The organism is Mesorhizobium argentiipisi (SeqCode) (assembly GCF_037179585.1).
Lineage (GTDB): Bacteria > Pseudomonadota > Alphaproteobacteria > Rhizobiales > Rhizobiaceae > Mesorhizobium > Mesorhizobium argentiipisi.
On record NZ_JAPYKO010000014.1, the window covers coordinates 145366 to 170067 of the forward strand.

23 protein-coding genes are annotated in these 24702 nt (G+C 64.0%); 10 read left to right on the top strand and 13 right to left on the bottom strand.

Annotation, left to right across the window (positions count from 1 at the left end; all coding sequences use genetic code 11):
• Positions 1 to 256 precede the first annotated feature (256 nt).
• Positions 257 to 1663, bottom strand: coding sequence for an NAD(P)-dependent oxidoreductase (locus O7A05_RS20135; protein WP_337094726.1), 1407 nt, complete (start codon positions 1661 to 1663; stop codon positions 257 to 259).
• Between the two features lie 131 nt (positions 1664 to 1794).
• Between O7A05_RS20135 and O7A05_RS34465 the strand changes: the two genes are divergently transcribed.
• A complete protein-coding gene (locus O7A05_RS34465; protein ID WP_415927028.1) occupies positions 1795 to 2064 on the top strand; it encodes an aldehyde dehydrogenase family protein in 270 nt (89 codons plus the stop codon).
• A gap of 108 nt (positions 2065 to 2172) precedes the next feature.
• On the opposite strand, the gene msuE is transcribed toward O7A05_RS34465, so the two are convergent.
• The 8 genes from msuE to O7A05_RS20180 all read right to left on the bottom strand — a co-directional run bounded on the left by msuE (position 2173) and on the right by O7A05_RS20180 (position 9091).
• On the bottom strand, positions 2173 to 2736 hold the full coding sequence (msuE, locus tag O7A05_RS20145) for an FMN reductase (RefSeq protein WP_337094727.1): 564 nt from the start codon (positions 2734 to 2736) through the stop codon (positions 2173 to 2175).
• A 150-nt stretch (positions 2737 to 2886) separates the two neighbouring features.
• Positions 2887 to 3816 (bottom strand): adenylate/guanylate cyclase domain-containing protein, encoded by a 930-nt coding sequence (locus O7A05_RS20150; RefSeq protein WP_337094728.1) that lies wholly within the window; start codon positions 3814 to 3816, stop codon positions 2887 to 2889.
• Between the two features lie 160 nt (positions 3817 to 3976).
• Positions 3977 to 4894: an anti-sigma factor gene (locus O7A05_RS20155; RefSeq protein ID WP_337094729.1), complete on the bottom strand. Its 918-nt coding sequence runs from the start codon at positions 4892 to 4894 to the stop codon at positions 3977 to 3979.
• Positions 4881 to 5453, bottom strand: a complete 573-nt coding sequence (locus O7A05_RS20160; RefSeq protein ID WP_337094730.1) for a sigma-70 family RNA polymerase sigma factor — start codon at positions 5451 to 5453, stop codon at positions 4881 to 4883. Before O7A05_RS20160 ends, O7A05_RS20155 begins: the two co-directional genes overlap by 14 nt.
• Positions 5416 to 5676, bottom strand: a complete 261-nt coding sequence (locus O7A05_RS20165; protein WP_337094731.1) for a hypothetical protein — start codon at positions 5674 to 5676, stop codon at positions 5416 to 5418. Before O7A05_RS20165 ends, O7A05_RS20160 begins: the two co-directional genes overlap by 38 nt.
• Positions 5677 to 5922: 246 nt before the next feature.
• Positions 5923 to 7311 (bottom strand): chromate efflux transporter, encoded by a 1389-nt coding sequence (chrA, locus tag O7A05_RS20170; protein ID WP_415927029.1) that lies wholly within the window; start codon positions 7309 to 7311, stop codon positions 5923 to 5925.
• Positions 7308 to 8126, bottom strand: coding sequence for a sulfurtransferase/chromate resistance protein (locus O7A05_RS20175; RefSeq protein WP_337094732.1), 819 nt, complete (start codon positions 8124 to 8126; stop codon positions 7308 to 7310). Before O7A05_RS20175 ends, chrA begins: the two co-directional genes overlap by 4 nt.
• A gap of 176 nt (positions 8127 to 8302) precedes the next feature.
• A complete protein-coding gene (locus O7A05_RS20180) occupies positions 8303 to 9091 on the bottom strand; it encodes a 3-hydroxybutyrate dehydrogenase (protein WP_337094733.1) in 789 nt (262 codons plus the stop codon).
• 249 nt (positions 9092 to 9340) lie between these two features.
• On the opposite strand from O7A05_RS20180, the gene O7A05_RS20185 reads away from it, so the two are divergent.
• The 3 genes from O7A05_RS20185 to O7A05_RS20195 all read left to right on the top strand — a co-directional run bounded on the left by O7A05_RS20185 (position 9341) and on the right by O7A05_RS20195 (position 12351).
• Positions 9341 to 10129: an acetoacetate decarboxylase gene (locus tag O7A05_RS20185; protein ID WP_337094734.1), complete on the top strand. Its 789-nt coding sequence runs from the start codon at positions 9341 to 9343 to the stop codon at positions 10127 to 10129.
• Positions 10122 to 11282, top strand: a complete 1161-nt coding sequence (locus O7A05_RS20190) for a patatin-like phospholipase family protein (RefSeq protein ID WP_337094735.1) — start codon at positions 10122 to 10124, stop codon at positions 11280 to 11282. Before O7A05_RS20185 ends, O7A05_RS20190 begins: the two co-directional genes overlap by 8 nt.
• A gap of 187 nt (positions 11283 to 11469) precedes the next feature.
• Positions 11470 to 12351: an MFS transporter gene (locus tag O7A05_RS20195; RefSeq protein ID WP_337094736.1), complete on the top strand. Its 882-nt coding sequence runs from the start codon at positions 11470 to 11472 to the stop codon at positions 12349 to 12351.
• 11 nt (positions 12352 to 12362) lie between these two features.
• Here O7A05_RS20195 and O7A05_RS20200 read toward each other — a convergent pair whose 3' ends face one another.
• Positions 12363 to 13973, bottom strand: coding sequence for an inorganic phosphate transporter (locus tag O7A05_RS20200; protein ID WP_337094737.1), 1611 nt, complete (start codon positions 13971 to 13973; stop codon positions 12363 to 12365).
• 166 nt (positions 13974 to 14139) lie between these two features.
• Positions 14140 to 14673, bottom strand: coding sequence for a TetR/AcrR family transcriptional regulator (locus O7A05_RS20205; RefSeq protein ID WP_337094738.1), 534 nt, complete (start codon positions 14671 to 14673; stop codon positions 14140 to 14142).
• Positions 14674 to 14818: 145 nt separating this feature from the next.
• On the opposite strand from O7A05_RS20205, the gene O7A05_RS20210 reads away from it, so the two are divergent.
• Both O7A05_RS20210 and O7A05_RS20215 read left to right on the top strand, forming a co-directional pair.
• Positions 14819 to 16129 (top strand): efflux RND transporter periplasmic adaptor subunit, encoded by a 1311-nt coding sequence (locus tag O7A05_RS20210; RefSeq protein WP_337094739.1) that lies wholly within the window; start codon positions 14819 to 14821, stop codon positions 16127 to 16129.
• Complete coding sequence (locus O7A05_RS20215) at positions 16126 to 19209, top strand: efflux RND transporter permease subunit (RefSeq protein ID WP_337094740.1); 3084 nt, start codon at positions 16126 to 16128, stop codon at positions 19207 to 19209. The genes O7A05_RS20210 and O7A05_RS20215 overlap by 4 nt, the downstream gene beginning before the upstream one ends.
• 138 nt (positions 19210 to 19347) lie before the next feature.
• Here O7A05_RS20215 and O7A05_RS20220 read toward each other — a convergent pair whose 3' ends face one another.
• Positions 19348 to 19803, bottom strand: coding sequence for a L,D-transpeptidase (locus O7A05_RS20220; RefSeq protein ID WP_337094741.1), 456 nt, complete (start codon positions 19801 to 19803; stop codon positions 19348 to 19350).
• 341 nt (positions 19804 to 20144) lie between these two features.
• On the opposite strand from O7A05_RS20220, the gene O7A05_RS20225 reads away from it, so the two are divergent.
• Both O7A05_RS20225 and O7A05_RS20230 read left to right on the top strand, forming a co-directional pair.
• Positions 20145 to 20477 carry a hypothetical protein gene (locus tag O7A05_RS20225; protein WP_337094742.1) on the top strand — a complete coding sequence of 111 codons (333 nt, stop codon included), beginning with the start codon at positions 20145 to 20147 and terminating at the stop codon, positions 20475 to 20477.
• 33 nt (positions 20478 to 20510) lie between these two features.
• Complete coding sequence (locus tag O7A05_RS20230) at positions 20511 to 20675, top strand: hypothetical protein (RefSeq protein ID WP_337094743.1); 165 nt, start codon at positions 20511 to 20513, stop codon at positions 20673 to 20675.
• Between the two features lie 72 nt (positions 20676 to 20747).
• On the opposite strand, the gene O7A05_RS20235 is transcribed toward O7A05_RS20230, so the two are convergent.
• On the bottom strand, positions 20748 to 21449 hold the full coding sequence (locus O7A05_RS20235; protein ID WP_337094744.1) for a response regulator transcription factor: 702 nt from the start codon (positions 21447 to 21449) through the stop codon (positions 20748 to 20750).
• A 45-nt stretch (positions 21450 to 21494) separates the two neighbouring features.
• On the opposite strand from O7A05_RS20235, the gene O7A05_RS20240 reads away from it, so the two are divergent.
• Together O7A05_RS20240 and O7A05_RS20245 are read left to right on the top strand one after the other, a co-directional pair.
• Positions 21495 to 22271: a response regulator gene (locus O7A05_RS20240; protein WP_415927030.1), complete on the top strand. Its 777-nt coding sequence runs from the start codon at positions 21495 to 21497 to the stop codon at positions 22269 to 22271.
• 262 nt (positions 22272 to 22533) lie between these two features.
• A complete protein-coding gene (locus tag O7A05_RS20245; protein ID WP_337094746.1) occupies positions 22534 to 24636 on the top strand; it encodes a GAF domain-containing sensor histidine kinase in 2103 nt (700 codons plus the stop codon).
• Positions 24637 to 24702: the final 66 nt, after the last annotated feature.

Below are 24702 nucleotides of genomic sequence, written 5' to 3' on the forward strand. Positions count from 1 at the left end.
GGCCGATTCTCGCTCTACATGTCCCTGCTCGTTGGCTGGATCGGCTCACTGATGGTAGGGCTTCTGATCCAGCGCCCTAAGTCATGAGCGCGCGCGACTGAAATCCACCAAGCCTTTTCCTGCGGGTTTGGTGGAGAGCTTCCGGCGGGCCATTGATCTGACGCGCCAGTTTCCAGCGACGGCTTGGCGCGGATCGCTCCACCACTAGAATTGCCGGCAAGATGCCGGCCTGCCGACACCTACACGTCGGCGCGAGTCAAAGTGATCCTGGAGTGAACGGCCCCGAAAGATGGTGCCTGCGCAAAAGTGTGGAGAGGTGGTTCGCGGCCTCGGCGAATGCTTCGCCTCCGGAAGCGATCAGTGCCGGTCGTTCCTGCTCGGACGCAGCCAGGACGCGTTCCCAGAAAGCGGCCACGACAGCGCTCGACCGGGCAAGATCGGCAGCCACGTCCTTGTCATCGGCCAGAGCCGCCAGATGCCGAAGATCGATGCCGCCGATACCGGGCGGGACTTTCGCTCCCATGTCGACGAAGCCCGGAGGCAGCGATCCTTTCAGATTGTGGACTCGATGCTCAATGACGGCGGCGTAGATCTGATCAACGGCCTGCTTGGCGCCCGCGACACGAGAGGGATGATCGGTGTCGGCCGCGGCATGGGGGAGAAGTTCCAGACGCTGACCATAGGCTTCGACCAGCTTGAGATAGGGCAGCATCGGTCCCGAAACGGTGCCGCCATCATTGAACAGGTCCGCATCGATTGCCGCATGGGAAACGCGCCCTGACGCCAGCGCGCGCGCCAGCGCTGCCACATCGACCAGCTCGCCGCGATCATAGTTGATGAGCACGGCGCCGTGGTTGAGAGCGGAAAGCACCTCATCTCCGATCAGTCCGGCATTGGCGTATCGTTTCTGGCCGGCATCGAAGGCACCCAGGCCCAGGTGGACCGAAAGCGCGTCCGCGCCGAGCGCCGCGTCCACCATGGTTGCGGCGTAGTCGAAGCCTTCCAGCTCGATCCATTTCCGGTGACGGGGCCGCGCATGGATGGTGACCCGCATCCCGAAGGCTTGGCCAAGCGTGGCGAACTCGCGGCCGATATTGCCATAGCCGATCACCGCCAGTCTTTTGCCTTCGAGCTTCTCGGTCGGGTAATGCCGCAGGTCTTTTCCCGTATCGAACTGCCCGCCGGCGACCAGGGTGTTGAGCCTGTCCACGGGGAGATCCGGCCTGACCTTCAGGAGCGCCTTCATGGCCATTTGCGCGGTGGCGCGGCTGTTGATGCCCGGCGTGTTCATCAACGGCGCTTCGCCGCCTTCTCCACTGCCTCCGCCCCACGATGCCGACCCCATATTGCCGGTGCCGGCGCCGATGCGCACGCCGCCAAGGAGGAACCTGGTCTCAGCCGGAACGAAGGTCGCGGCGGCGATGATGGCGTCGTAGCGGCCGTCGCCAGCCTCGGCCAACAATTCCTCGCGCGTGCTCAATTGCGGCAGGTAGAAGAAATGCAGCTTGCCGGGGTCGAGAGCGCCAGCCTTGGCGATGCCTGTCTGGTGGAACACGCCACCCTTGGCTTCGATATAGGCCTTGACCTCGCTGTGGTCGGGATTGCCGTCCGCGCCAAAGCGGAGGCCGACAAAATCGCAGATCAGAATATTGGCTGATGTCATGGAGCACCGTTTCCCTGCAGCTGTCTCCAGCTACTCCAATCCGTTGTCCGATAGACCGACGCGAAGCGGCATATCCGGGTCGCAAGCGAGAGATCGCCGTAAGGAAGCTAAAACTTGTCGGCCCCTGAAAGGTGAGAACCCGCGATATGGCGCTTGCGCAAAAGAGCGGGCTCGCGCTCCAAGCCGGCCTGGTCGGCGTCAACCATATGATGGTGTCCACGCCGGAAACCCCATTCGGCGGAGTGAACGAGTCCGGTTATGGATCGGAAATCGTAATCGAGGGCCTGGACGCCTATTTGCGAACAAATTCGTCACGGAGACCTGAAGCAGCCGCGTCGCCGAACGGGCGACTATTGAGGCTACGGTGCCGTCCCGCCAGAGCAATTCCCGGAAAACTGTGAGCGGTAAGTTGGGCGCCTCGACGCAACCTTCCGTCCGGGATTGCGTAAAAACAGGCAGATAGAGCGGTTCGCCGTTTCTGTGAAACGGTGAACGGTCCGGCGCTTCGGCTATTCCGCCGCGATCCGCTGGCCCGCGGCGCGGCGCGAGAGCGCATAGCCCGCCTCGTCGACGGCCTGCGCAACGCGCTTGCGGATCGCTTCGGAAACCAGGACGCCGTCGGCGAAATCCTTGTCGGTCGCATAGACCGCGGTGGGCAACGCCAGAGCCTCGAAGAAGCCGAACAGCGGCCGCAGTTGATGCTCGACGATCAGCGCATGCCGCTCGCCGCCGCCCGTTGCGAGCAAAAGCACCGGCTTGCCCCTCAGCGACGCCGGATCGAGCAGGTCGAAGAAGTGTTTGAACAGGCCCGTGTAGCTGCCCTTGTAGGTCGGCGATCCGACCACCAGCACATCGGCGTTGACGACCCTGTCGAGAATATCGCGGGCCTGCTGATCGAGATCGCGCGCCCATTTGGCGCTGCCGAGCGAGGTGCCGACGTCCTCGATATCAAAGGTGCTTGCCGACAGGTTGTTGCGGGCCGCGATGTCCCTGACCACCTGCTCGACGAAACCGCGTGTCTTCGACGGCCGGGTGAAATTTCCGGAGAAACCGACAACGGTTGGATTGGGCATGCTCATTCCCTCGGAAGCCGGCGCTGGATCTAATGTCTATAATCTTATAGCCTCTGGCCTGCCTTAGAAGGGACGATCCGCCTTTCGAGGGCTCCTCCCCGAACAATTTTTCCATGGATCGGACTGATCGTGGTCAGATGCCTGGCTGGGTCAGCCTGAGATGATTTCGTAGTGAACGATCTGGGCGTCGCCGAGGGACGATCTGCGTCCGGGCGAGATGACGCCGGAGCCGAAGAGGAGAATATCTTCGCGGCGCACGAATACTTCTTGGCCCGATCCCATTGACACAAATGTGCCCGACGAGCTTCGCTCGACAAGCCGCGCCTTGCCGTTCGAAATGGTGAAGGTCGCGTGGTGCCTTGAAACCCAGGGCCGCTGGACGACGATATCGCATTCCGGAGATCGGCCGATCGTCACCAGTTCGTTGTTTCGGCAGCATCGCGACTGATCTCCATAACGGATGATCAGATTGACCTGCGGCGGCGGGGCAGAGCGCCTATCGACAAAGGTACCTCGGTTGGCGATGTGCGTGCTGAGGGCCTCATTGTCGCTTCGCAGCGTATAGACATCGAAGAGTTCTTGCTTGCCCTTGAAGGCCATCTTGTCGAGGAGCCGCAAGGTACTGCGGCTGCCCGCGGAAAGGGCTTCGAAGAAGCTCTGGCTGATCAGGACCTCCCCGGGGTTGGCCGTGGCGGACAACCTTGCGGTGACATTGACCACGTCGCCGAATACCGCGTCCCGCGCGCGAATGACCGCCCCGAAATGCAATCCGATCCGGGCGATCAAGGGCTTTTTCGACAGTTGATGGCTGATTTGGCAGACCGCCATCAGCGCCGCCTCCGAGCTCTCGAACAGGCTGAGCACATCATCACCCTTCGAGTAAATGAAGTCGCCGCCGTGTTGGGCGACGATCTCGCGTATCGCGTCGAGGCAATCCGAGACCTGCCGCAAAGCGGCATCGTCGCCGATGCGCTCATAGAGCGGTGTGCTGCCCACGACATCAGCCAAGAGGACCGCGGCTAGAAGTCTTTCCTGATCCATCGACACGTGTCCGCCCCGAGAACGAAGCGTGTATAACATACCAAAGTCGACTTTGATTTATCTACGTGCGCGCCAAAAGGGCCTGCGCAACTGGGCAAGTGCTTGGCGCGATTAGCTCGGACGGACAGGCATCTGCCTTCGCTCATCCCGCCAAACGGGTTATCGGCTCAGAAATAGCGGCGAAAAACGTTTCGTATCCTTAACCCGGGCTGCCGGCCGCCGGATTGGCGCTGATGGCGGCCCGGAAGCGGGCGACGAAATCGTCGAGCGCCGGGCGTTCGGCATCCGAGATCGCCCAGTAGGAGAAGGCATCGTCGGTCCAGTGGACCAGAAGGAAGCCACCTGCCAACAGATCGTCCGCCACCGGCACGGACTTGGCCTCGTTCTGCCGGGGTTCGGCCACCAGCGTGATCAGATGCTCGTGGTGACGATAGACCAGCGCCGGCATCGGCCTGTCGCCGATCACCTCGACGCGTCCGCCGAGCAGCGCGTAGCCGTCCTTGGCCATATCGGGCGCCGGCGGCGACACGCCGATGCGGCCGTCGAGCCACGGCTTCACCGTGTGGCGGTCGGACGATACGATGTCGACCGGCGTTGCCGCGAGCAAGCTGCGGCGGTGGCCGTTGGCGACGGCCACGGCGAAGCTGTCAGATCCATTGTCCGCCGTCGCCAGCCACTGCGTCGCGCCGCTGGCGAGAAAGGCCGTGAGCACGATCGAGGCCGCCATCTGGCGCCAGTCGAAGGAGTTGAACCAGCGTGCCGCGCGCGGCTGCATCGCGATGACTTGGCCTCGCGGTTGCGCCGACGGCAGCGGCTCCGTCTTCGCGGCCATGGGCTCGGCAGCGTCCTCGGCGTCTTTCACCTCGGCGATGGCCGCAATGCGGGCCAGGAAATCGTCGCTGACGGTCGGACGCGGCACGCTGGCGACAGCGCCACGCAGCGCCACGAGGCGCGCATGTTCGGCGGCCAGCGCCGGATCGGCGGCCATGCGCCGCTCGACCGCCAAAGCGGCCGCGGCATCGAGCTCGCCATCGACAAGGGCGTGGATCATCAGCTTCATATCCTGCGGGTCTTGCGGCAATCCGTCCTCACGCGGGCGATTTTCATGCGGGCTCATGGTGGCGCCCTCCAAGTTCCGTCATCAAGAGGCCACGCGCTCGTGCCAACCGCGACATCACAGTGCCTTGCGGCACGCCGAGCATGGCCGCGATCTCGCGGTAGCTGAGACCGTTTATGTCGCGCAGCACCAGCGTTTCGCGGAAGGCTTGCGGCAGCCTGGCGATCGCCGCTTCCACCGCCGCCGAATTCGCCTTACCGATCAGCGCCGCCTCCGGGCTGTCGGCATTAGGGTCGGGCGGCGGCGACACATCGTCGAGATCGGCGAGGTCGCCGACGGCGATCACGCTGCGCGGGCGGTTCTTCGCCATCCATGTATAGGAGGCGTTGCGCACGATGGTGAGCAGCCAGGCGCGGGCATTGCCGCCGGCAAAGCCGGCAATGCCCGCATGCGCCTTGAGACAGGCCTCCTGCACGACATCCTCGGCATCGGCTTGATTGCCGGTCAGCCAGCGGGCAAGCGACAGCGCATCGCCAAGATGCGGCAGCACCACTTCGGCAAAACGCGCGGCCAGCATCTTTTCACTCAACACCGTTCCGCCGCCGGGCGCTCCCGCCATGGGTCTGCCGCCCTCGGCGGGAGGCGACGATCTTTCCCTGCTCGTGCGGACGAAGATCGCGACCGCAGGCGATGGCGCCTGCTTCGAGGGAGGAGAAGGCATTGGTGTCACCAGAGTCAAGTGCCTCGGAAGCAAGGCGCGCCTCGGAAGAGGACGGCGCATCGCTGGCTGCAATGAGATGCTCGCCGTCACGGTCGTGGATCTCGATGGTTGCGATCGGCACGGATCAGGGCCGGCGGCGGGACGGTATCGCCCAGAACAGATGCGCCCAACTGCAACACTCCAAGCGACGACGGCGGCTGACGCCTTCGCCCTCTTCAGCGCGTGCGTATTGGTCTTCTCGCCGCTTCATGACGGTCTCCTGCTGTCGCGCACAAGGGCGCATGCCTTGGAGACCGGCGGACCGGGCCGTTTATTCCCGGCCGGTCGGCTTTTTCGTTCACGCTAACGTGATCGCAAGGCGTGCGGCCTATAACGCCAGCAGCGCAAGCCCCGCCAGCGCCGATCCCGCCAGCGTCGGCAGCATGCCGGCCTTCAGCCTGAACATGGCGACCATCGCCGCCGCCGACAGCAGCGCGGCGCGCCAGTCGAGCGAGGACAGAACCGGCACCTCCACACCCCAGCCGACGCTTGCGACCTTGCCGAAGACGACATGCAGCGCGAACCACAATGCAAGGTTCATGATCACGCCGACGACTGCCGCTGTGATCGCGCCCAGCGCCGCTGCCAGCGCCTTGTTCTGCCTGAGCTGCTCGATGTAGGGCGCGCCCAAAAATATCCAGAAGAAACAGGGGACGAAGGTGACCCAGAGCGTCAGCGCCGACCCGAGCGATCCGGCAAGCAAAGGACTGATCGCGCCGGCATGGCGATAGGCGGCGGCGAAGCCGACGAATTGCAGCACCAGGATCAGCGGCCCGGGCGTGGTTTCGGCCAGCCCCAGCCCGTCGACCATTTGGCCCGCCGATAGCCAGCCGAAAGAGGTCACCGCCGCCTGCGCGACATAGGCGAGCACAGCATAGGCGCCGCCGAAGGTAACGACGGCCATCAGGCTGAAAAAGCCGCCTAACTGCGCCCACACGCTGGTCGGCCCCGCCAGCGCGGCGATCAGCGCCACCGGCCCGAGCCAGACCGGAAGCCAGATGGCAGTGGTGCGGACCGCATGCCATCTCGTCGGCATGGTGTGGCCGAGCTCGCCGCGCTCGAACATCAGGTCGACCACGCCGCTTATGTCGGCAGCGGCGCTGCCGTTGCCGTGCGCCGAGCCCGAAAACAGCCCCGGCGCGAAGCGATTTCCGATCCAGCCGATAAAGGCTGCCGCGAGTACGATCAGGGGGAACGGCAGCTTGCCTGCATAGATGGCCAGGAAGGCCGCCACCGCGATCACGATCATGGCCCGGTTCTTCAGCGCCCGCTTGCCGATGCGGATCACCGCCTCGACGACGACGGCGAGCACTGCTGCTTTGACGCCGAAGAACAGCGCCTCGACGACCGGGACGTCGTTGTAGAGCATGTAGAAGCTGCTCAGGCCCAGCATGACCAGCGCGCCCGGCAGCACGAACAATGTGCCCGCGACGAGACCCCCTGCCGTCCGGTGCAGCAGCCAGCCGATATAGATGGCAAGCTGCTGCGCCTCCGGGCCCGGCAGGAGCATGCAGTAGTTGAGCGCGTGCAGGAACCGCTCCTCGCCGATCCAGCGGCGCTCCTCGACCAGTTCCTTGTACATCAGCGCGATCTGCCCGGCCGGCCCGCCGAAGGAAAGCAGGCCGATCTTTGTCCAGAGCCGCGTCGCTTCGCGGAAGCTCGGCGCGGCCGGGACCTCGACCGGCCGCGCGGCACCGTCCTTGGCAAACATGGTCATTGTGCCTTCCCTCCGACCGGCCAGTTATGCGTCTCGTCGGTGGCGTCGCGGCACCAGCGGAAGAAGGCGTCGTAGAAGAGCATACCGGCTTCGAGCTGCTCGAGGTCGTCGCGGAACATGCGCGACAGGCCGAGCGAGGCGGCGAGGAACCCGGCGGCCTGCGGCACGAGGTCGAGGCGCGCCGTATCGGCGGCGCGCACGATCAGCGCCAGGCGATCCAGCGCCTCGCTGCGCAGGCCGAATTCCTCGATCATCGTATCGAAGGTGCAGCGATCGCCACGATGGCTCCAGAACACGCCTTCGATGTCGAAGGGAACCGCTGCGAAGCGATCGGCCACCAGAGGCACCTCGGCAGGGTCGACGAACAGGAGAACCGCATCGGGATCGACGAAGCGGCGGATCAGCCAGGGGCAGGCAATGCGGTCGACCTTCGGTCGGGAACGCGTGACCCATACGGTGCGGCCCTTCTCGTCGCGGGGCGGGATCGCGCCGGCGCTGACCAAGGGCGCCTTGGCGGCGACCCAGGCCTCGAAGCCGCCTTCGAGCGACTCCGCCGGAATGCCTTCATGACGCAGCCATGCGGCAACGCCTTGCGACAGCTTCTGCCCCCTCTGGCAGATCACAACGGCTTTGTGTCCAGAAAATTCCGACGCCCAGCTTGAGACAGTCCTGAAATCGCGCCGGCATGATGCCGGCAGCAGGCGCGGGTCGGCTTCATAATCCTCGTCGGTGCGCACATCGACCAGACAAGGCGCGTCGGGCAACCCGATGAGACGGGCAAGCTGCGGAACGGTAATTGCAGTTGTTGACGGCATGGCGTCCACCTCCTGAACAGAGAGAGTCTGGACGCGATCGTTGGGCTGACGCCTCACGGGGTCGTCGCGGGGAACCCCTTGCGGGAATGCTGGAACGGTCCCCTGCGATTGTCAAGAATTCAAATTGCCAGGAGGGGAAGCTCCGCCCCGCGCTTTACCTGAAGCGGCCGGTGGCCTTACTGCGCCGTCCAGCCGCCATCCATCGGCAGGGTCGTGCCGGTGATCTGCTTGGCCGCGTCGGTGCACAGGAACAGCGCAAGTGCGGCAAGCTCCTCGACGGTGACGAATTCCTTGGTCGGCTGCGCGGCCAGAAGCACGTCGTGCTTGACCTGCTCCTCGCTCATGCCGCGCGCCTTCATCGTGTCGGGGATCTGCTTTTCGACCAGCGGCGTCCAGACATAGCCGGGCGCAATCGCGTTGACGGTGATGCCGTTCTGCGCGACTTCCAGCGCCACCGTCTTGGTCAGGCCGGCAATGCCATGCTTGGCCGAGACATAGGCCGACTTGAACGGCGAGGCGACCAGCGCATGCGCCGAAGCCGTGTTGATGATGCGGCCCCATTTGCGGCTCTTCATGCCGGGCACCGCCGCCTTGATGGCGTAGAAGGCGGCCAGAAGGTTGATGCGGATGATGGCTTCCCATTTGTCGTCGGGAAACTCCTCGATCGGCGCGACATGCTGGATGCCGGCATTGTTGACCAGGATGTCGAGGCTGCCGAACGCCTCCTCGGCCTCGTGGATCATGGCGGTGACGGCAGCACCATCCATCATGTTGGCGCCCGAATAGCGGCACTTGACGCCGAAATCCTTTTCGATGCCGGCCCGCTCCTTCTCGATCGCCGCGGCGTCGCCCAGGCCATTGATGGTGACGTTGGCGCCCTCCGCGGCGAAGGCACGGGCGATTGCAAGGCCGATGCCGCTGGTCGAGCCGGTGACGAGCGCATTCTTCGAAGACAGGGAACCCATGGGAGATCTCGCGACAGGAGGACAGGAGGGAAGAGTATGAAGGCAGACAACCGGGAAGGCACATCATTTGTGCGCCGCAGCATCACAATGCCACACCCATATGTCCGCGCTATTACAGCTCCACGACGGCATTTGCCGGCTCCGGGAAGCCCCCGTCTTGGCGCTGACACGGCACTGTCATGCTGCCGTGCAACATACTTGCCAGCGCATTCGCGCGGGGTCTTTTCAAACCTTACTGGGGCACCAGCCATGGAAATCGCCGACGTCGTGAAGCGCGCCTATGCGATGCCGCTCACCAGTCCGTCCTTCCCACCCGGCCCTTATCGTTTCTTCGACCGCGAATACATCATCATCACCTATCGCACGACGCGCGAAGCCCTTGAGGCGGTCGTGCCGGCGCCGCTCGAGATAGACGAGCCGCTGGTGAAATACGAGTTCATCCGCATGCCGGATTCGACGGGCTTCGGCGACTACACCGAGACCGGCCAGGTCATCCCGGTGCGCTACAAGGGCCAGCATGGCGGCTACGTGCATTCAATGTATCTCGACGACGACGCGCCGATTGCCGGCGGCCGCGAGCTCTGGGGTTTTCCAAAAAAGCTCGCCAACCCCAAGATCGTGCATGAGGGCGAGGTGGTGGTCGGCACGCTGCACTATGGCAGCGTTCTGTGCGCCACAGGCACCATGGGCTACAAGCACCGCGAAGCCGACCACGACCAGGTGCTCGCCTCGCTCGCCGCGCCCAATTTTCTCATCAAGATCATCCCGCATGTCGACGGCAGCCCGCGCGTTTGCGAGCTGGTCCGCTACTACCTCACCGACATCACGCTGAAGGAAGCATGGACGGCGCCCGCCGCGCTCGACCTTCGCCCGCATGTCATGGCCGATGTCGCCAAGCTGCCTGTACTCGACATCGTCTCGGCCGTTCACTTCACCGCCGACCTGACGCTCGGTCTTGGCGAAGTCGTGCATGATTATCTCGCCGACCACGGCCGATCGGCTGCCGGCGCGAAGGAGCTGGAGAAAGCCGGTGCTTGAGCGTACCCACAACAAGGCGGCCGCCGCCACCATCGCGGAAATCACGGCGCAATATGACCGCATCGCCCTGGTCTTCCAGGGCGGCGGCGCACTCGGCGCCTACCAGGCGGGGGTCTATCAGGCGCTTGCCGACGCCGGCTGCGAGCCGACCTGGCTGTCCGGCGTCTCGATCGGCGCCATCAATGCCTCGATCATCGCCGGCAACGAGCCGAGCCGCCGCCTGCAGCGGCTGGAGCAGTTCTGGCAGACGATCTCGGGCCGTAAGATCTGGGCCTATACGCCGGAAGGCGACATCTATCGCGACATCCGCAACCAGACCTCGTCATTGATGACCATGACCATGGGCCAGCCCGGCTTCTTCAAGCCGCGCAATCCCAACCCCTGGTTCCAGCTGGCGGGAGCGGAAGGCGCCACAAGCTTCTACGACACCGCCGAGCTCAAGGACACGCTGGAAAGCCTGATCGACTTCGACGTGCTGAACGACGGCAAGAAGCGGCTGAGCGTCGGCGCGGTCAATGTCAGGACCGGCAATTTCGTCTATTTCGACACCGACAAGGTGCGCATCGGGCCGGAGCACATCATGGCGAGCGGCGCGCTGCCGCCGGCCTTCCCCTCGATCCGCATCGAAGGCGAGTATTACTGGGACGGCGGCATCGTTTCCAATACGCCGCTGCAATATCTGCTCGACCAGGAGGAGGACCGCTCCTCGCTGGTGTTCCAGGTCGATCTGTTCAGCGCCCGCGGCGTGCTGCCGCGCGGCTTGGCCGACGTCCTGTCGCGCCACAAGGACATCATGTATTCCAGCCGCACGCGCCAGAACACCGACAACTTCCAGCGCATCCATGCGCTCAAGATGAAGCTGCTCGACGCGCTGAAGCGCGTGCCGCCGGACCAGTTCAAGGATGGCGAGAAGGAATTGATAGCCGACTATTCCGACGCAGGCGTGGTCAACATCGTCCACCTGATCTATCAGCACAAAGGCTATGAAGGCCACGCGAAGGACTACGAGTTCTCCGGCACCTCGATGCGCGAGCACTGGGAAATGGGCCTGGAAGACACCGAGCGCACGCTGCGTCACAAGAAGTGGCTGATGCTGCCCGACAACGCCGACGGCGTGACCATCCACGACCTGCATCGCGAAGACCCGACCTGATATTTGCATCCGCCACAAGCGGAGCAATCTGGGGAAAAAAGTCACAACGGTCGCTCGCCTGGGAGGCCCCGTAAACTGTGAAGCTCTGCTTCATAGCCCATCAACATTGTCGCGGATAGCCACTCGCGGAGAGCGGGCTTACATCTGGGTGTCAGCAAAATGCGCTGGGCTCAATGGAGTACCGCCGATGACAGCCAAAGCTGTTTCCTCTGCCGTCGTTCCATTGCGTGACGCCTGGCGAGGCCTGCTGTGGTTTGTACCGCTCACAACGCTGTGGCTACTCTTGATCTATCGTTGGCCGGCGATCCCGGAGAGCGGCGTTCCGACCACGTTCCACCAGCTCGCGGCCCATGGGCTCATCGCCCTGGGATTGTGGCTCGGCCTCGAACATACGAGCCTGACACTGGGTCAACGTCGCGCGACTTGGTTGGCGATCATGATCCCGGATACGCTGTGGTTCGCCGTCGCTTGGAGCGCCGCGATCGATGGCATCTTCCATCCGGACGCCACGGCTTTACCGGCGTTGCCATCGGCTATCTTCCTGCCGGTGATCATCGGTGCGCCGCTGTTGCTGTTCTCCAGGCGGGTCGGGCAGGTGCTCGATGCAATGCCGGCGAGCTGGCTCGTCGCGGTTCAGCTCTACCGCGTATTCGGCAGTTGGGCGCTCGCGGCGTGGCTGCATGGTGCGCTGCCCGGCGTATTCGCGGTGCCGGCAGGCGTCGGCGACGTGCTGACAGGGCTGTTCGCGTTGCCGGCGGCAATCGCGGTGGCGACCGGCACAGCCGGGGGGCGGAGGGCAGCGACTCTCTGGAATATCCTCGGCCTTGCCGATTTCGCTGTCGCGATTACCATGGGCATAATCACCTCGCCCGGCCCGTGGCAGTTGATCGTTCCGGATGTGCTGAGCATCGGCGCTGGCGATTATCCGGGTGTGCTGACCCCTGGTTTCGTGGTGCCAAGCTCAATCCTGCTGCATGTTTTGTCGCTGCGCCAGCTGCGCCGCCGCAGCAGGGCGGAGGTTGCACCGCGATGGAAAGAAACGGCGCCGCCAGCCGCGCCGTTTCCCTGAGGCCTTCCCGCTCAGAATACGTGGCGGAAGATCACGAACAGCACGAAGGCCAGCGCGATCGAGCAGGGCAGCGTGAGCACCCAGGCCAGCAGAAGGTTGCGCACGGTCGACCACTGCAGGCCCGAACCGTTGGCCGCCATGGTGCCGGCGACGCCGGACGACAGCACATGTGTGGTCGACACCGGCAGGCCGAGACGGTCGGCCATGCCGATGGTGATCATCGCGATCAGCTCGGCGGCGGCGCCCTGGCCATAGGTCAGGTGGCTCTTGCCGATCTTCTCGCCGACCGTGACGACGATGCGCTTCCATCCGACCATAGTGCCAAGGCCGAGCGCCAGCGCCACGGCGATCTTCACCCAGAGCGGAATGAACTTCGTCGCATTGTCGACGGCCTTGTGATAATCGGTCACCGCCTTGAGATCGGCGTCCTGCATCGGCAGCAGCTTCTTCTTGTCGATCAGTTTCAGCGCTTCGCCGATCAGGTAGATGTCGTTGCGCGCGTTGCTGACCAGATCGGTCGGTACGTTGTCGACCGAGGCGTAAGGCTGCAGCCCGGCGGTGGTGTTGTGGATATAGGTCTGCAGCGCGACCGTGGTCTGATCGTTCCAGGTCTTGCTGCGCACGGCCTCCTGCACGGCAGCCTTGGCAGCATTGGCATCGGCGACCGTAACGGCCGGCTTGACATATTTGCCCAGCGCCTGCTCGACGGCGACCGATGCCGACTTGTAGGCGTCGAGATAGTTGATATCGGGCGTGCGGTTGAGCGCGTAAGCCGTCGGTACCACGCCGATCAGGATCAGCATGATCAGGCCCATGCCCTTCTGGCCGTCATTCGAGCCATGCGCGAAGCTGACGCCGGTGCAGGTGAAGATCAGCAGCGCGCGGATCCACCATGGCGGCGGCGTGTTGCCCTTCGGCGCCTCGTAGAGCGCCGGGTTGCGCACCAGGAGCTTCATGGCATAGAGCAGCGCCGCGGCGGCGAAGAAGCCGACGATCGGCGAGACCAGCAAAGTGGTGCCGACATTGGTCGCCTGGCCCCAGTCGACGCCGCTGGTGGCGCTTCCGGCCGGAGCCATGAACTGGTTGGCGAGGCCGACGCCGATGATCGAGCCGACCATCGTGTGCGAGCTCGAGGCCGGCAGGCCGAGGAACCAGGTGCCCAGGTTCCACAGGATGGCGGCAACCAGAAGGGCGAACACCATGGCGAAGCCCGACGACGAGCCGACCTGCAGGATGAGCTCGACCGGCAGCAGCGACAGGATGCCGAACGCCACCGCGCCGCTCGAGGTCAAGACACCGAGGAAGTTGAAGACGCCGGACCACATGACCGCGAATTCGGCCGGCAGCGACCGCGTATAGATGACGGTGGCGACCGCGTTGGCGGTGTCGTGGAATCCGTTGACGAACTCGAAGCCCAGTGCAATCAGAAGCGCGATGCCGAGCAGGATCCAGGGAACCGTCTTGGCGATGGCCAGATCCTGGCTGAGCGCATAGCCGACATAGATGATGCCGACGAGCACCAGCACGCCGAAAGCCGGCAGGAACCATTTGGCCCCGCCCGATTGTTCCAGGGGATGGTCCGGTCTCGGGATCCCCGCCTCACTGGAAACTACGTCCACCATCGTCCCACTCCTTTTGCATTGCAGCAAAGAACCGGGGAGGACGCTATGTCCCTAGGATGAAGCTGGTGTGACGCTCTTAACCGTTTGGTCACCACCAAACCGTTTGGTCACCACCAAACCGTTTGGTCACCACCAAACCGTTTGGTCACTACCGACCGTTGGCGACCTATCCAGCTATCTTCAGGAGCGAGGACACCAAAAGCTTGCGCTCGTCTTCTGAGAGCACGTCTGAATCAAACAGATTCATGCTGCGCATCCCCTCGATGGCGAGAAAGCAGACCAGCAGCGAGCCGAGGTCGTCCGTCTCCCCCTTCAGCCGTTCGAATAGCTGGCGCTTGAAGGCCTTTATCGGCGTCAGGAAATCGGGATCCTCCGCGATCGCCGAGAACATCCAGGACGCCGAGGGTTTCGGCCGCTCGCAATCGTCGGCCGACAGCTTGATATAGGCCGAGAGCACGCTTTCGTGGCCGGCCTCGGTGGCGCGTGCTTCCAGCGCCTTCTGGAAGTCGCTGAGATAGCTTTCGACCAGCCCCTGCATCAGCTTGGCTTTGGTCGGAAAATTGTAGAGCAGGCCGCCTTTCGACACGCCGGCGCGGCTGGCGACCGCCTCGAGAGACAGGCTTCCCGGACCAGCCTCGCGCGCCACGTCGGCAGCGGCGGCAAGTATCTTTTCGCGCGAGTTCGCCCTGGGTACTTTCATCGCGCCTCCCCGTACATTAGCTTAGGCGGAATTGACAAGACCGTCCAGCCGGTACAGTAAAGCGCGCCGATTTGAAATCGGGACTTATCGTCGATATGTGCCCCGGCATCGATTGATTTGCCGGTTGCCGGCTCAGGGGACCACCGTGAAGCGCTTTTTAATCATCGCCGGATTCTTGCTGCTGCTTGCCTTGGTGTGCGTCGGCATCGTTGGTTTCAACTTCATGCGCGACGCCGGCATCAAGCAGTATTTCGCCACCATGAAGCCGCCGGCCGCGACGGTCTCGACAGTGACCGTCAAGCCTTCGGAATGGACGCCCGGCGTCGAGGCCATCGGCACCGTCAACGCCGTACGCGGCGTCGATCTCACCCTCGAGACCAGCGGCATCGTCAAGGACATCCTTTTCCACGCCAACCAGAAGGTTGCCGCCGACGCGGTGTTGGTGCAGCTCGACGATGCCGTCGAGAAAGCCGATCTGGTGGCGCAGAAGGCGCAGGCCGCGTCGGACCAGGCGGCGCTGACCCGCGCGATCGAATTGCAGCGGCGCGGCGTCGGCACGGACGCGACGCTCGATGCCGCCCGCGCTGCGGCGGACGCCTCGGCCGCGCAGGTCAACAAGCTGCAGGCAGTGCTCGACCAGAAGCAATTGTCCGCGCCCTTCGGCGGCACGGTCGGCATCCCGAAGATCGATATCGGCCAGTACCTGGCGCCAGGCAACGCGGTGGTGACGATCCAGGATTTGGACACGATGCGGGTCGACTTCACGGTACCCGAACAGCAGCTGCCGTTGCTCAAGATCGGCCAGACCGTCAAGCTCGGCACCAATCTCGCCGACATGTCCTTTGCCGGCTCCATTCGCGGCATCGACCCCAAGATCGACCCGGCAAGCCGGCTGGTTTCGATTCGCGGCGAGGTCGCCAATCCGGAAGGCAAGCTGACGCCTGGCCAGTTCGTCCAGATCCGCGTCGAGCTGCCGCAGGAAAACAATGTCATCTCCGTGCCGCAGACGGCGGTGACGACCAGCCTCTATGGCGATTATGTCTTCGTGGTCGAGCCGGCAAAGCCCGCCGGGGGTGCTGCTGCCCCGCAGGCAAAGCCGGATGAGCAAAAAGCCGGCGCCGACAAGGCGTCCGGCGATGCCGCCAAGCCGCAGGCGGACGCCTCCAAGCCTCCCGCCGACACCACGGCAAAACCGGCTGACGCGAAGCCGGCCGACAAAGCGGGCGGCGACGCCGCCAAGCCGGCCGAGGCCGCGCAGCAGCCGGCGCTCACCATCTCCCAGGTCTTCGTGAAGCTCGGCCGCCGCAACAACGGCATGGTTGAGATCGTCGAGGGTCTCAAGGATGGCGACCAGGTCGTCACGGCCGGCCAGAATCGTCTCTTCAACGGCATGTCGGTTGCCGTCGACAACACCCTCGATCCCAGCAAATCGGCGAACAAGCAGGTTCAGCAATGAGCTTTTCCGACCTCTTCATCCGTCGGCCGGTGCTCTCGACGGTGCTGGCCTGCATGATCCTGCTTCTGGGCTTCCAGGGCATTTTCGGCCTGTCGATCCGCCAGTATCCGAAGGTTGACGAGACGGCGATCACCATCACAACGGCCTATCCGGGCGCCAGCGCCGACCTGATCCAGGGCTTCATATCGGCCCCGATCGCGCGCGCCGTCGCCTCGACCGAAAACATCGACTACGTGACCTCGTCCAGCCGTCCGTCCTCGAGCACGGTCACGGTGCAGATGAAGCTCGGCTCCAATCCGGACGTCGCGCTCGCCGAGGTGTTGTCCAAGGTCCAGGGCGTGCGCGGCACCTTGCCGGACGCCTCCAAGGATCCGGTCATCGTCAAGGGCACCGGCCAGCAGTTCGCGATGATGTACATCTCGATGCAGAACCCGAACATGACGAAGGAGCAGCTCACCGAATATATCGAGCGTGTCATCCGACCTCGCATTTCGACCGTGGAAGGTGTCGCCGACGTCCAGATCTTCGGCGCCCAGGAATATTCCATGCGCATCTGGATCGACCCGATCCGGCTCGCCGCCCGCGGCGCCACCGCCGTGGACGTGCTGACCGCGATCAATAACTCGAACTTCCTGTCGGCGCCCGGCAACACCCAGAACGAATATGTGGTCTCCTCGATCACCGTGCATTCGACCCTGCAGACGCCCGAGGCCTTCTCCCAGCTCCCGATACGCTCGACGGATGGCCAGGTGGTGCGCCTGCGCGATGTCGCGCGTGTCGAGCTCGGTGCGAAAAACACCGACACCAGGGTGAGCTTCAACGGCAAGCCGGGAACCTTCCTGGCCATCTTCCCGACGCCTGCGGCCAACCCGCTGACGACCGCCGCCGCGGTCACCAAGCTCGTGCCGCAGATCCAGGAGACGCTGCCAAAAGGCATGACGATCGAGGTCGTTTACGACGCGACGGGCCAGATCAGCGCCTCGATCGAGGAAGTGTTCAAGACCATCGGCGAGGCCGTCGCCATCGTCATCGTGGTCATCCTCCTGTTCCTCGGCTCGTTCCGCTCGGTGATGATGCCGATCGTGACCATCCCGCTGTCGCTGATCGGCGTCTGCTTCATCCTGTTCACCGTCGGTTATTCGATCAATCTTCTGTCGCTGCTGGCCATGGTGCTGGCGATCGGCCTTGTCGTCGACGACGCGATCGTCGTGGTGGAGAACATCCACCGCCACATGGAGGAAGATCACATGTCGCCGATGCAGGCGGCCTTCAACGGCATGCGCGAGATCGCGACGGCCATCGTGGCGATGACCATTACGCTGGCCGCCGTGTTCGCCCCGCTTGCCTTCACCGGCGGTCTGACCGGCGCGCTGTTCCGCGAATTCGCGGTGACGCTGGCCGGCTCCGTGGTGCTGTCGGGCGTGATCGCCATGACCATCACGCCGATGATGTCCGCTCGCCTGCTGAAGGCGGGCCAGCACGGTCGCTTCCAGCGGATCGTCGACGGAACCTTCGGCCGCGTCGAGCGCGTCTACGAACGGGCGGTCACCGCTTCGCTCAGGAACCGCCCGGTGACGCTGATCATCGTCATCGCCCTCGTCGCCCTCACCGGCTTCATGTTCACCAAGACCTCGACCGAGCTCGCGCCGGAAGAGGATCAGGGCTTCCTGCTCTCGATCGTCACCGCGCCGCGCTACGCGACATCGGACTACACCGAGGCCTACGTCAACCAGATGCTCGGCCTGGTAAGGGATATTCCGGAGACCAGAGCGCAATTCTCCGCCGTCGCCTTCGGCGGCGCGACCAACGGCGCCTTCGTCGGCTTCGCCTTCAAGGATTGGGCGGAGCGCAAGCGCAGTTCGAAGGAGCTGCAAGCCGACATCCAGGGCCGCCTCGCCAAGGTGGCCGGCGTCGAAGCCTTCGTCTTCGCGCCGCCGACACTGCCCGGCTCCGGCGGCGGCCTGCCGATTTCCATGGTGGTGCGCTCCACCGGAGCTCCCTCGGAGGTCTTCGAGCAGGCGGAGAAGATCAAGAACAAGGCGCAGGCCTCCGGCCGCTTCATCGTCGTGCAGAACTCGATGTCTTACGATGCGCCCCAGGTGACCGTCACGATCGACCGCGAACGCGCGGCAGCATTGAACCTGCCGATCGCCGATGTCGGCAATACGCTGACGCTGCTTGTCGGCGGCTCCGAAGTGGCGCAGTTCGACCGCGACTCCAACAGCTACGACATCATCCCGCAGGTGCCGCAGGAATTCCGCGACAATCCCGACAAGCTCGGCGAATATTTCGTGCGCAGCGTCGACGGCAAGATGGTGCCGCTATCGGCGGTCGTGAAGATTTCGACCAATGCCTCGCCGGCCGCCATCGAGCAGTTCAATCAGCTGAACTCCTCGACGATCTCGGCCTTGCCTCTGCCCGGCGTGACCACCGGCGACGGCCTGAAGGTGCTCGAGGATCTCGCCAGGGAGACGCTGCCCGATACCTTCTTCATCGACTATTCGGGCCAGTCGCGGCAGGAGAAGGAACAGGGCAACACCATCCTGATCGCCTTCGCGGCGGCCGTGATCGTCATCTACCTGGTGCTGGCGGCCCAGTTCGAGAGCTTCCGCGACCCGCTGATCATCATGATGGCGGTGCCGCTGTCGATCTTCGGCGCGATCGTGCCGCTCAACATCGGCCTGGGGACGCTCAACATCTACACCCAGGTCGGACTGATCACGCTGATCGGCCTGATCACCAAGCACGGCATTCTGCTGGTGGAATTTGCCAACCAGCAGCGTGAAATCCATGGCATGCGGCGCCGCGACGCCATCATCGCTTCGGCCAAGGTGCGCCTGCGGCCGATCCTGATGACCACGGCGGCCATGGCGCTCGGCGTCGTGCCGCTGATCGTCTCCAGCGGCGCGGGTGCAGCCGCGCGCTATTCGATGGGCCTGGTCATCTTCACCGGCATCCTGGTCGGCACCATGTTCACGCTCTTCGTCGTGCCGATGTTCTACACCTTCATCGCCAGCAAGGACCTGCCGCATCTCGCCGAGAAGCCCGATCCGAATCTGATGCCGGCGCTGCCGAGCTGAGACGGCAACCGAAGCGAAAAACAAAAGAGGCCGGAAAATTCCGGCCTCTTTTTTTGGCGGCTGCCTCACAGCTTCTCGATCGGTGGAAGGCGGCAACCTGCCTGCTACTCTTACCTAGCCGGTTACTTGGCCAGGGCGTTACTTGACAATGACGATGCTGGTGTTGCCGGGGCCGAAGACTTCGACCAACTGATAGAAATCGGCCGCCGCATCGGGATGCAGCCGCACGCAGCCATGCGAAGCGGGACGGCCGAGATGGCTGATCGCATAGGTGGCGTGGACGGCATAGCCGCCGCTGAAGAAGACCGAATGCGGCATCGGCGCGTTGTCGTACTTTTTCGAATACCACATCTCGTGCAAGCGGGTCGGCTTGAACGAGCCAGTCGGCGTGATGTGCCCTCTGCTTCCGGTCGACACCTTCCAGATGTAGGTCGGGCGGCCATCGACCGTGACTTCCATGATCTGCTGCGACAGCGAAACCTTGGCGACGAGCTGGTTGGCGTGGGCGGCATTGCCGGCGCCGAACAGAAGCGCCGCGCCGGTGAGCGCGGCGGCGGTGATATGGATAAGCTTGGCCGAAATGGCGGTGTGCATGACGATCCCTCTGTTTTTTGCCGTTGTGTCCGGCTTCAATTTCCATGGGGCCTTATCGTGCTCGTCCGTTTCAGACCTATTTCGCTTAATACTCGTTCTGTTTCGAATTCGTTTCTGCAAATTGAGGCCGGTTGAGCAGTACTGCGGACCTTTGCGAGAGGTGGCGGTCAGGCCTCGCACAATCGGCTTCGGCCAGAAACGAAAGTTCATTTCATATGTATATGAAAGACTAGGACCCACTTTCGAAACCGATCTGCAACAAAATGCATCTGCGGCGGCATGATCCGGATACAGGCCCGCGGCAGATTTGACGCAACGGGAACAGACATCTGCAAACGAAAATGGGCAGGAAATCGAAACTCCGCTCCTGGCTTGTCAGGATCAGCGTCGCGGCCATCGTACTCGGCGGTGCCGGCTCGGTGGCCGGCAACCCGGCGACGACGCTGGCGGCGATGAGTTCCGGCGAGGTTTCGACGCTGCACATGGCTCTGTTCATCGCCACGGTCTGGATTGTTTCCAGCCTGCGCGTCCACCGGCTGAAGGCCCTCTGGCGGGTCGGCCGTCGGCTGATGAGGACGCGCGGCCCCTCCGGCTACTTGCTGCCGAGAGGACCGAAGGCCCGCGCCGCAGCGGGGGGCTCCGTCAGCGGCGCGGGCGCTTCGGGAGTTTCCTGAAGCACCGACGATATCGAGATTGGGGATAGGGACATGAAGACGAAACTTGCCGCCTCGGTGCTGTCCGCGCTCCTTTACGCGCAGGGCCTGCTCGGCTTCGCCGCGCTGGCGACGGTGCTGCTGAAGGAGCGTGCCCCGGCCGAGATAACCGTCAGCGCGAACGTTCCATCCGGACCCTCGGTCATCGTGGTGCGCTGAGCGTCACGCACCGGACCCAGAATGACCACCGCTTTGGGAAATCCGATGCTCGATAGCCTCGCCGATCTGAACTCACTCATTGCGCGAGAGCGGCGGATCGAAACGATAGCCGGCGCCGCGGATGGTGGTGATGGTCTCGGTGTCGAGCTTGCGGCGCAGCCGCACGATGCGCGAATCGATCGACCGGTCGAAAGCGTCGGCATTCTCGGCCGGTGCCGCGGCAATGATATCGTCGCGCGTCAGCACCTTGCGCGGGCTGGCCAGGAACAGCTTGAGCAGCGCCACCTGCCCGGGGGAAAGCTGCTCCTCCGCGCCCGAGCGATGCATCACCATGGCCGACCGCAGATCGACGGTGGCGTTCTCCAGCACGATCAGTTCGCCGGCGGCCCTGCCGCGTCTCATCAGCAGGCCGCCGATGCGCGCCGCAAGCTCGCGCACGTTGAGCGGACTTTCGATGACGTCGGCAGCACCCAGCTCAAGCGCCAGCACCTTGTCGACGAGGTCGCGCGGCCGGCAGATCAGGATGAAATCGGGGCCATCCTCGCCACCCCCGCCCTGGCTGCTGTAACGCCTGAGCAGTTCGCGGCCCTCGGCCTGGGTGACCTCGTCGCCCACCACCACGATATCGATGCCGCCGGCCGAAAGCAGCGTCTCGGCCTCCCAAGGTTGACGCGCCTGGCGCACGTCGTGCCCGCGCCGATCGAGATGGTCGGCGAGATCTTTGGCCACCACCTCGGCGACGGACACAAGCGCAATGACGGATCGTGCGGCCATTTTCTCCACCCCGCCACAGACAACTCGAGATGAGTGCTGGACATCATGTTTATACCCAATCTACTTTCCGCTGAAAGCGGGAGCGAGCGCGTTGTGAAGGCAAGCATCATCGTCGTCGAGGACGAACCGGATCTGAGGGAGGCCGTGGCCGAGTATCTCGGCGCCAGCGGCTTTGACGTCGCGACGGCCGAGAATGCCGTGGCGGCGCGCGCGCTGTTCGAGGCGCAGCCCTTCCACCTCGCCATCCTCGACATCGCCATGCCCGGCGAGGACGGGCTGTCGCTCGGCCGCTGGCTGCGCTCGAAAACGCAGATCGGCATCATCTACGCCACCGCCGCAGGCACTGCGCTCGACCGCATCGTCGGGCTGGAGCTCGGCGCCGACGATTACATCGTCAAGCCATACGAATTGCGCGAGGTGCTGGCGCGCGTACGCAGCGTGCTGCGCCGCGTGCCGCAGCCGGCCGAGCCGCAGGTGCAGAAGGCCGAGACCGGCAATCGCCGCTCCATGAATTTCGGCGGCTTCAAGGCCGATTTCGACGGCAGGCTGGTCACTGCCGCCAATGGGGCGGTGGTCGAGATGGCCAAGAGCGAGTTCGACGTGCTCGAGGTTTTCCTCACCCGCGCCAACCGGCTTCTGACGCGAGCGGCGATTTCGGAAGCGATCGGCTTCGTCGAGGATCCGGAATCCTCGCGCGCGGTCGACATCCGCATCATGCGGTTGCGAAAGAAGATCGAGGCCGACCCCGCCAATCCGAAATTCCTGCGCACGGTGCGCGGCGAAGGCTATATCTTCTCGCTGCCGAGCGGCGACGCCAACTAGAGTGCGAGCGGTTAGGCTCGGCGTCTTGGCCGTAGCCTTCCGTCCAAAATTGCGTCAAAACAAAGCGGCAGGGCGTTTCGCCATTCCGTGAAACGGTGAGCCGCACTGGAGCATTCCGGGAATGGCGTGAAACGGCTAGGCTCGGCACCTTGGCCGTAGCCTTCCGTCGGGAATTGCGTCAAAACAGAGCGGTAGAGCGGTTCGCCGTTTCCGTGGAACGGAGGGACGCTCTGGACGACCGACGTCCGGGCCTAGGATGACCATGACTGCTGATGCAGCACGCACCGAGATGAATGGCTCGCGTCCCGGCGGCGCCGCGATGGCGGCTGTCCATGTCGTGCGCCGCCTGCGCGAGGCAGGCGACTGGCAGCGCGAGATGGACGACATACTGGCAACAATGTGCCGCAAGATGGATTGCCAGCGCGGCATTCTTTTCCGCCTGCGTGAATTGCCGGGCGAAGGCTTCGCCCAGTCCGTCGCCGCCTATTGGATCGACCCTGACTTCGGCGGCGAGCTGGCGTCGCCCACGGTGATCATGCAGTCGATCATCAACTCGGACTCGCTGCTGGAGCAGTTGCAGGAGGATGAGCGGCAAGGCAAGATTTTCTCCGGCCACACGCGCGACCTCGAGGGTTTCCTGCGGGCCGATTTCGAGAAGCAGAACATCAAGTCGTTCCTGTCCGTCTCCGTTTTCGCGCATGGCCACCTTTGGGGCACGTTGGCCATCAACGACTGCATCGCCGAGCGCGAATGGACGGATGAGGAAGAAGCGACGCTGCACATCATAGCCTTGGCCATCGGCGATGCCATCGAGCGCTCGCCATCCGAGGCGCATGCCAGTGAAGTGATCCGTCGCACCATGCTGCAGGCCTCGCTGGACGCCATCATCGTCATCGACGAGACGGGTTCGATCATCGAGTTCAATCCGGCCGCCGAGAAGATGTTCGGCTTCCAGCGCAGCGCCATCCTCGGCAAGGACCTGCTCGATACCATCGTTCCGGTATACTATCGCAAAGGCTATGCCTCTGGTGCCGAATACATGGCCGGCCGCGGCGCGCCGATGGTCGGCCAGCGGCTGGAGACCGTCACGCAGAACGCCGCAGGCGAGATTTTCCCGATCGAGCTGACCGCAACCGAGATGCGCGTTGCCGACCGCCGCCTGATCTTCGGCTCGATCCGCGACCTGCGCGAAAAGCTGCAGGCCGAGGAGGAGATCAACCGCCAACGCGAGAAGCTGCACCAGAACGAGAAGATGGCGGCGATGGGCTCGCTGCTCGCCGGTGTCTCGCACGAGCTCAACAATCCGCTGGCGGTGGTGGTGGCGCAGTCGACGCTGCTGCATGAATTCGCCGGCGACCCGCAAACCAAGGTGCGTGCCGAGAAGGTGCGCGCCGCCGCCGAGCGATGCGGCCGCATCGTCAAGAGCTTCCTGTCGATGGTGCGGCTGCATCCGACCGAGCAGGCCGAGACGGATCTCAACCAGGTGATGCGCTCGGCGCTCGAAGTCACCGCCTATGGGGCGCGCTCCAGCGGCATCATCATCGACACCGACTTTGCCAACGGGCCGCTGCTTGCCATGGCCGATGCCGACCATATCACCCAAGTGGCGGCCAACTTCCTCATCAACAGCCAGCATGCGCTGGCCGGCGTCACCGGCGAGCGGCGCATCAAGGTGCGGACGTTCCGCAATGAGCACGGCAATCCGGGCTTCTCCGTCGAGGACAACGGCCCGGGCATTCCCGAGGCGATCCGCGCGCGCATCTTCGAGTCCTATTTCACCACCAAGCCGGTCGGCGTCGGCACTGGCATCGGCCTGTCGATCTCGAAATCGATCGTCGAGCGCCACCACGGCAGCATCTGGTTCGAGGACGTGGAGCCGAATGGCGCGCGCTTCGTCGTGCAATTGCCGGCAATCGCGGGCGGCAGCGCCATTCCAGGCGAAGGTCCGGCGCGTTCGAGCGGACTGCGCCATGCCTTGGTGATCGACGACGAGCCCGATGTCGCCGCCTCATTGTCCGACATACTCGAACTGATGGGCGTGAAGTCGCGCGTCGTGGTAAGCTGGACATCGGCGGCCGACGTGTTGAACGGTTACATGCCGCCGGACATCGTCTTTTCCGATCTGCGCATGCCGGGCATCAGCGGCATTGCCATCTACCGCGAATTGCTTGCCGAGAAGCCGGCGCTGGCGCAGCGCTTCGTGCTGGTCACCGGCGATCTGATCGGCGCCAAGGCGGAAATCGAAGCACTGCCGCCGCAGCAGCGCCCGCACATACTGGAAAAGCCTTTCTCGACCCTCGACGTCCGCAGCATTCTGGCGATTGTCGCCGACGAAGCCGCAGCCGACAACGGCGCCCATATTTGAGCAGGCTAACCATGCGGCCGAGTTCCTCATGGGCGCCTGCGCGGGGTCTGTTGAGATTTAGTTCAG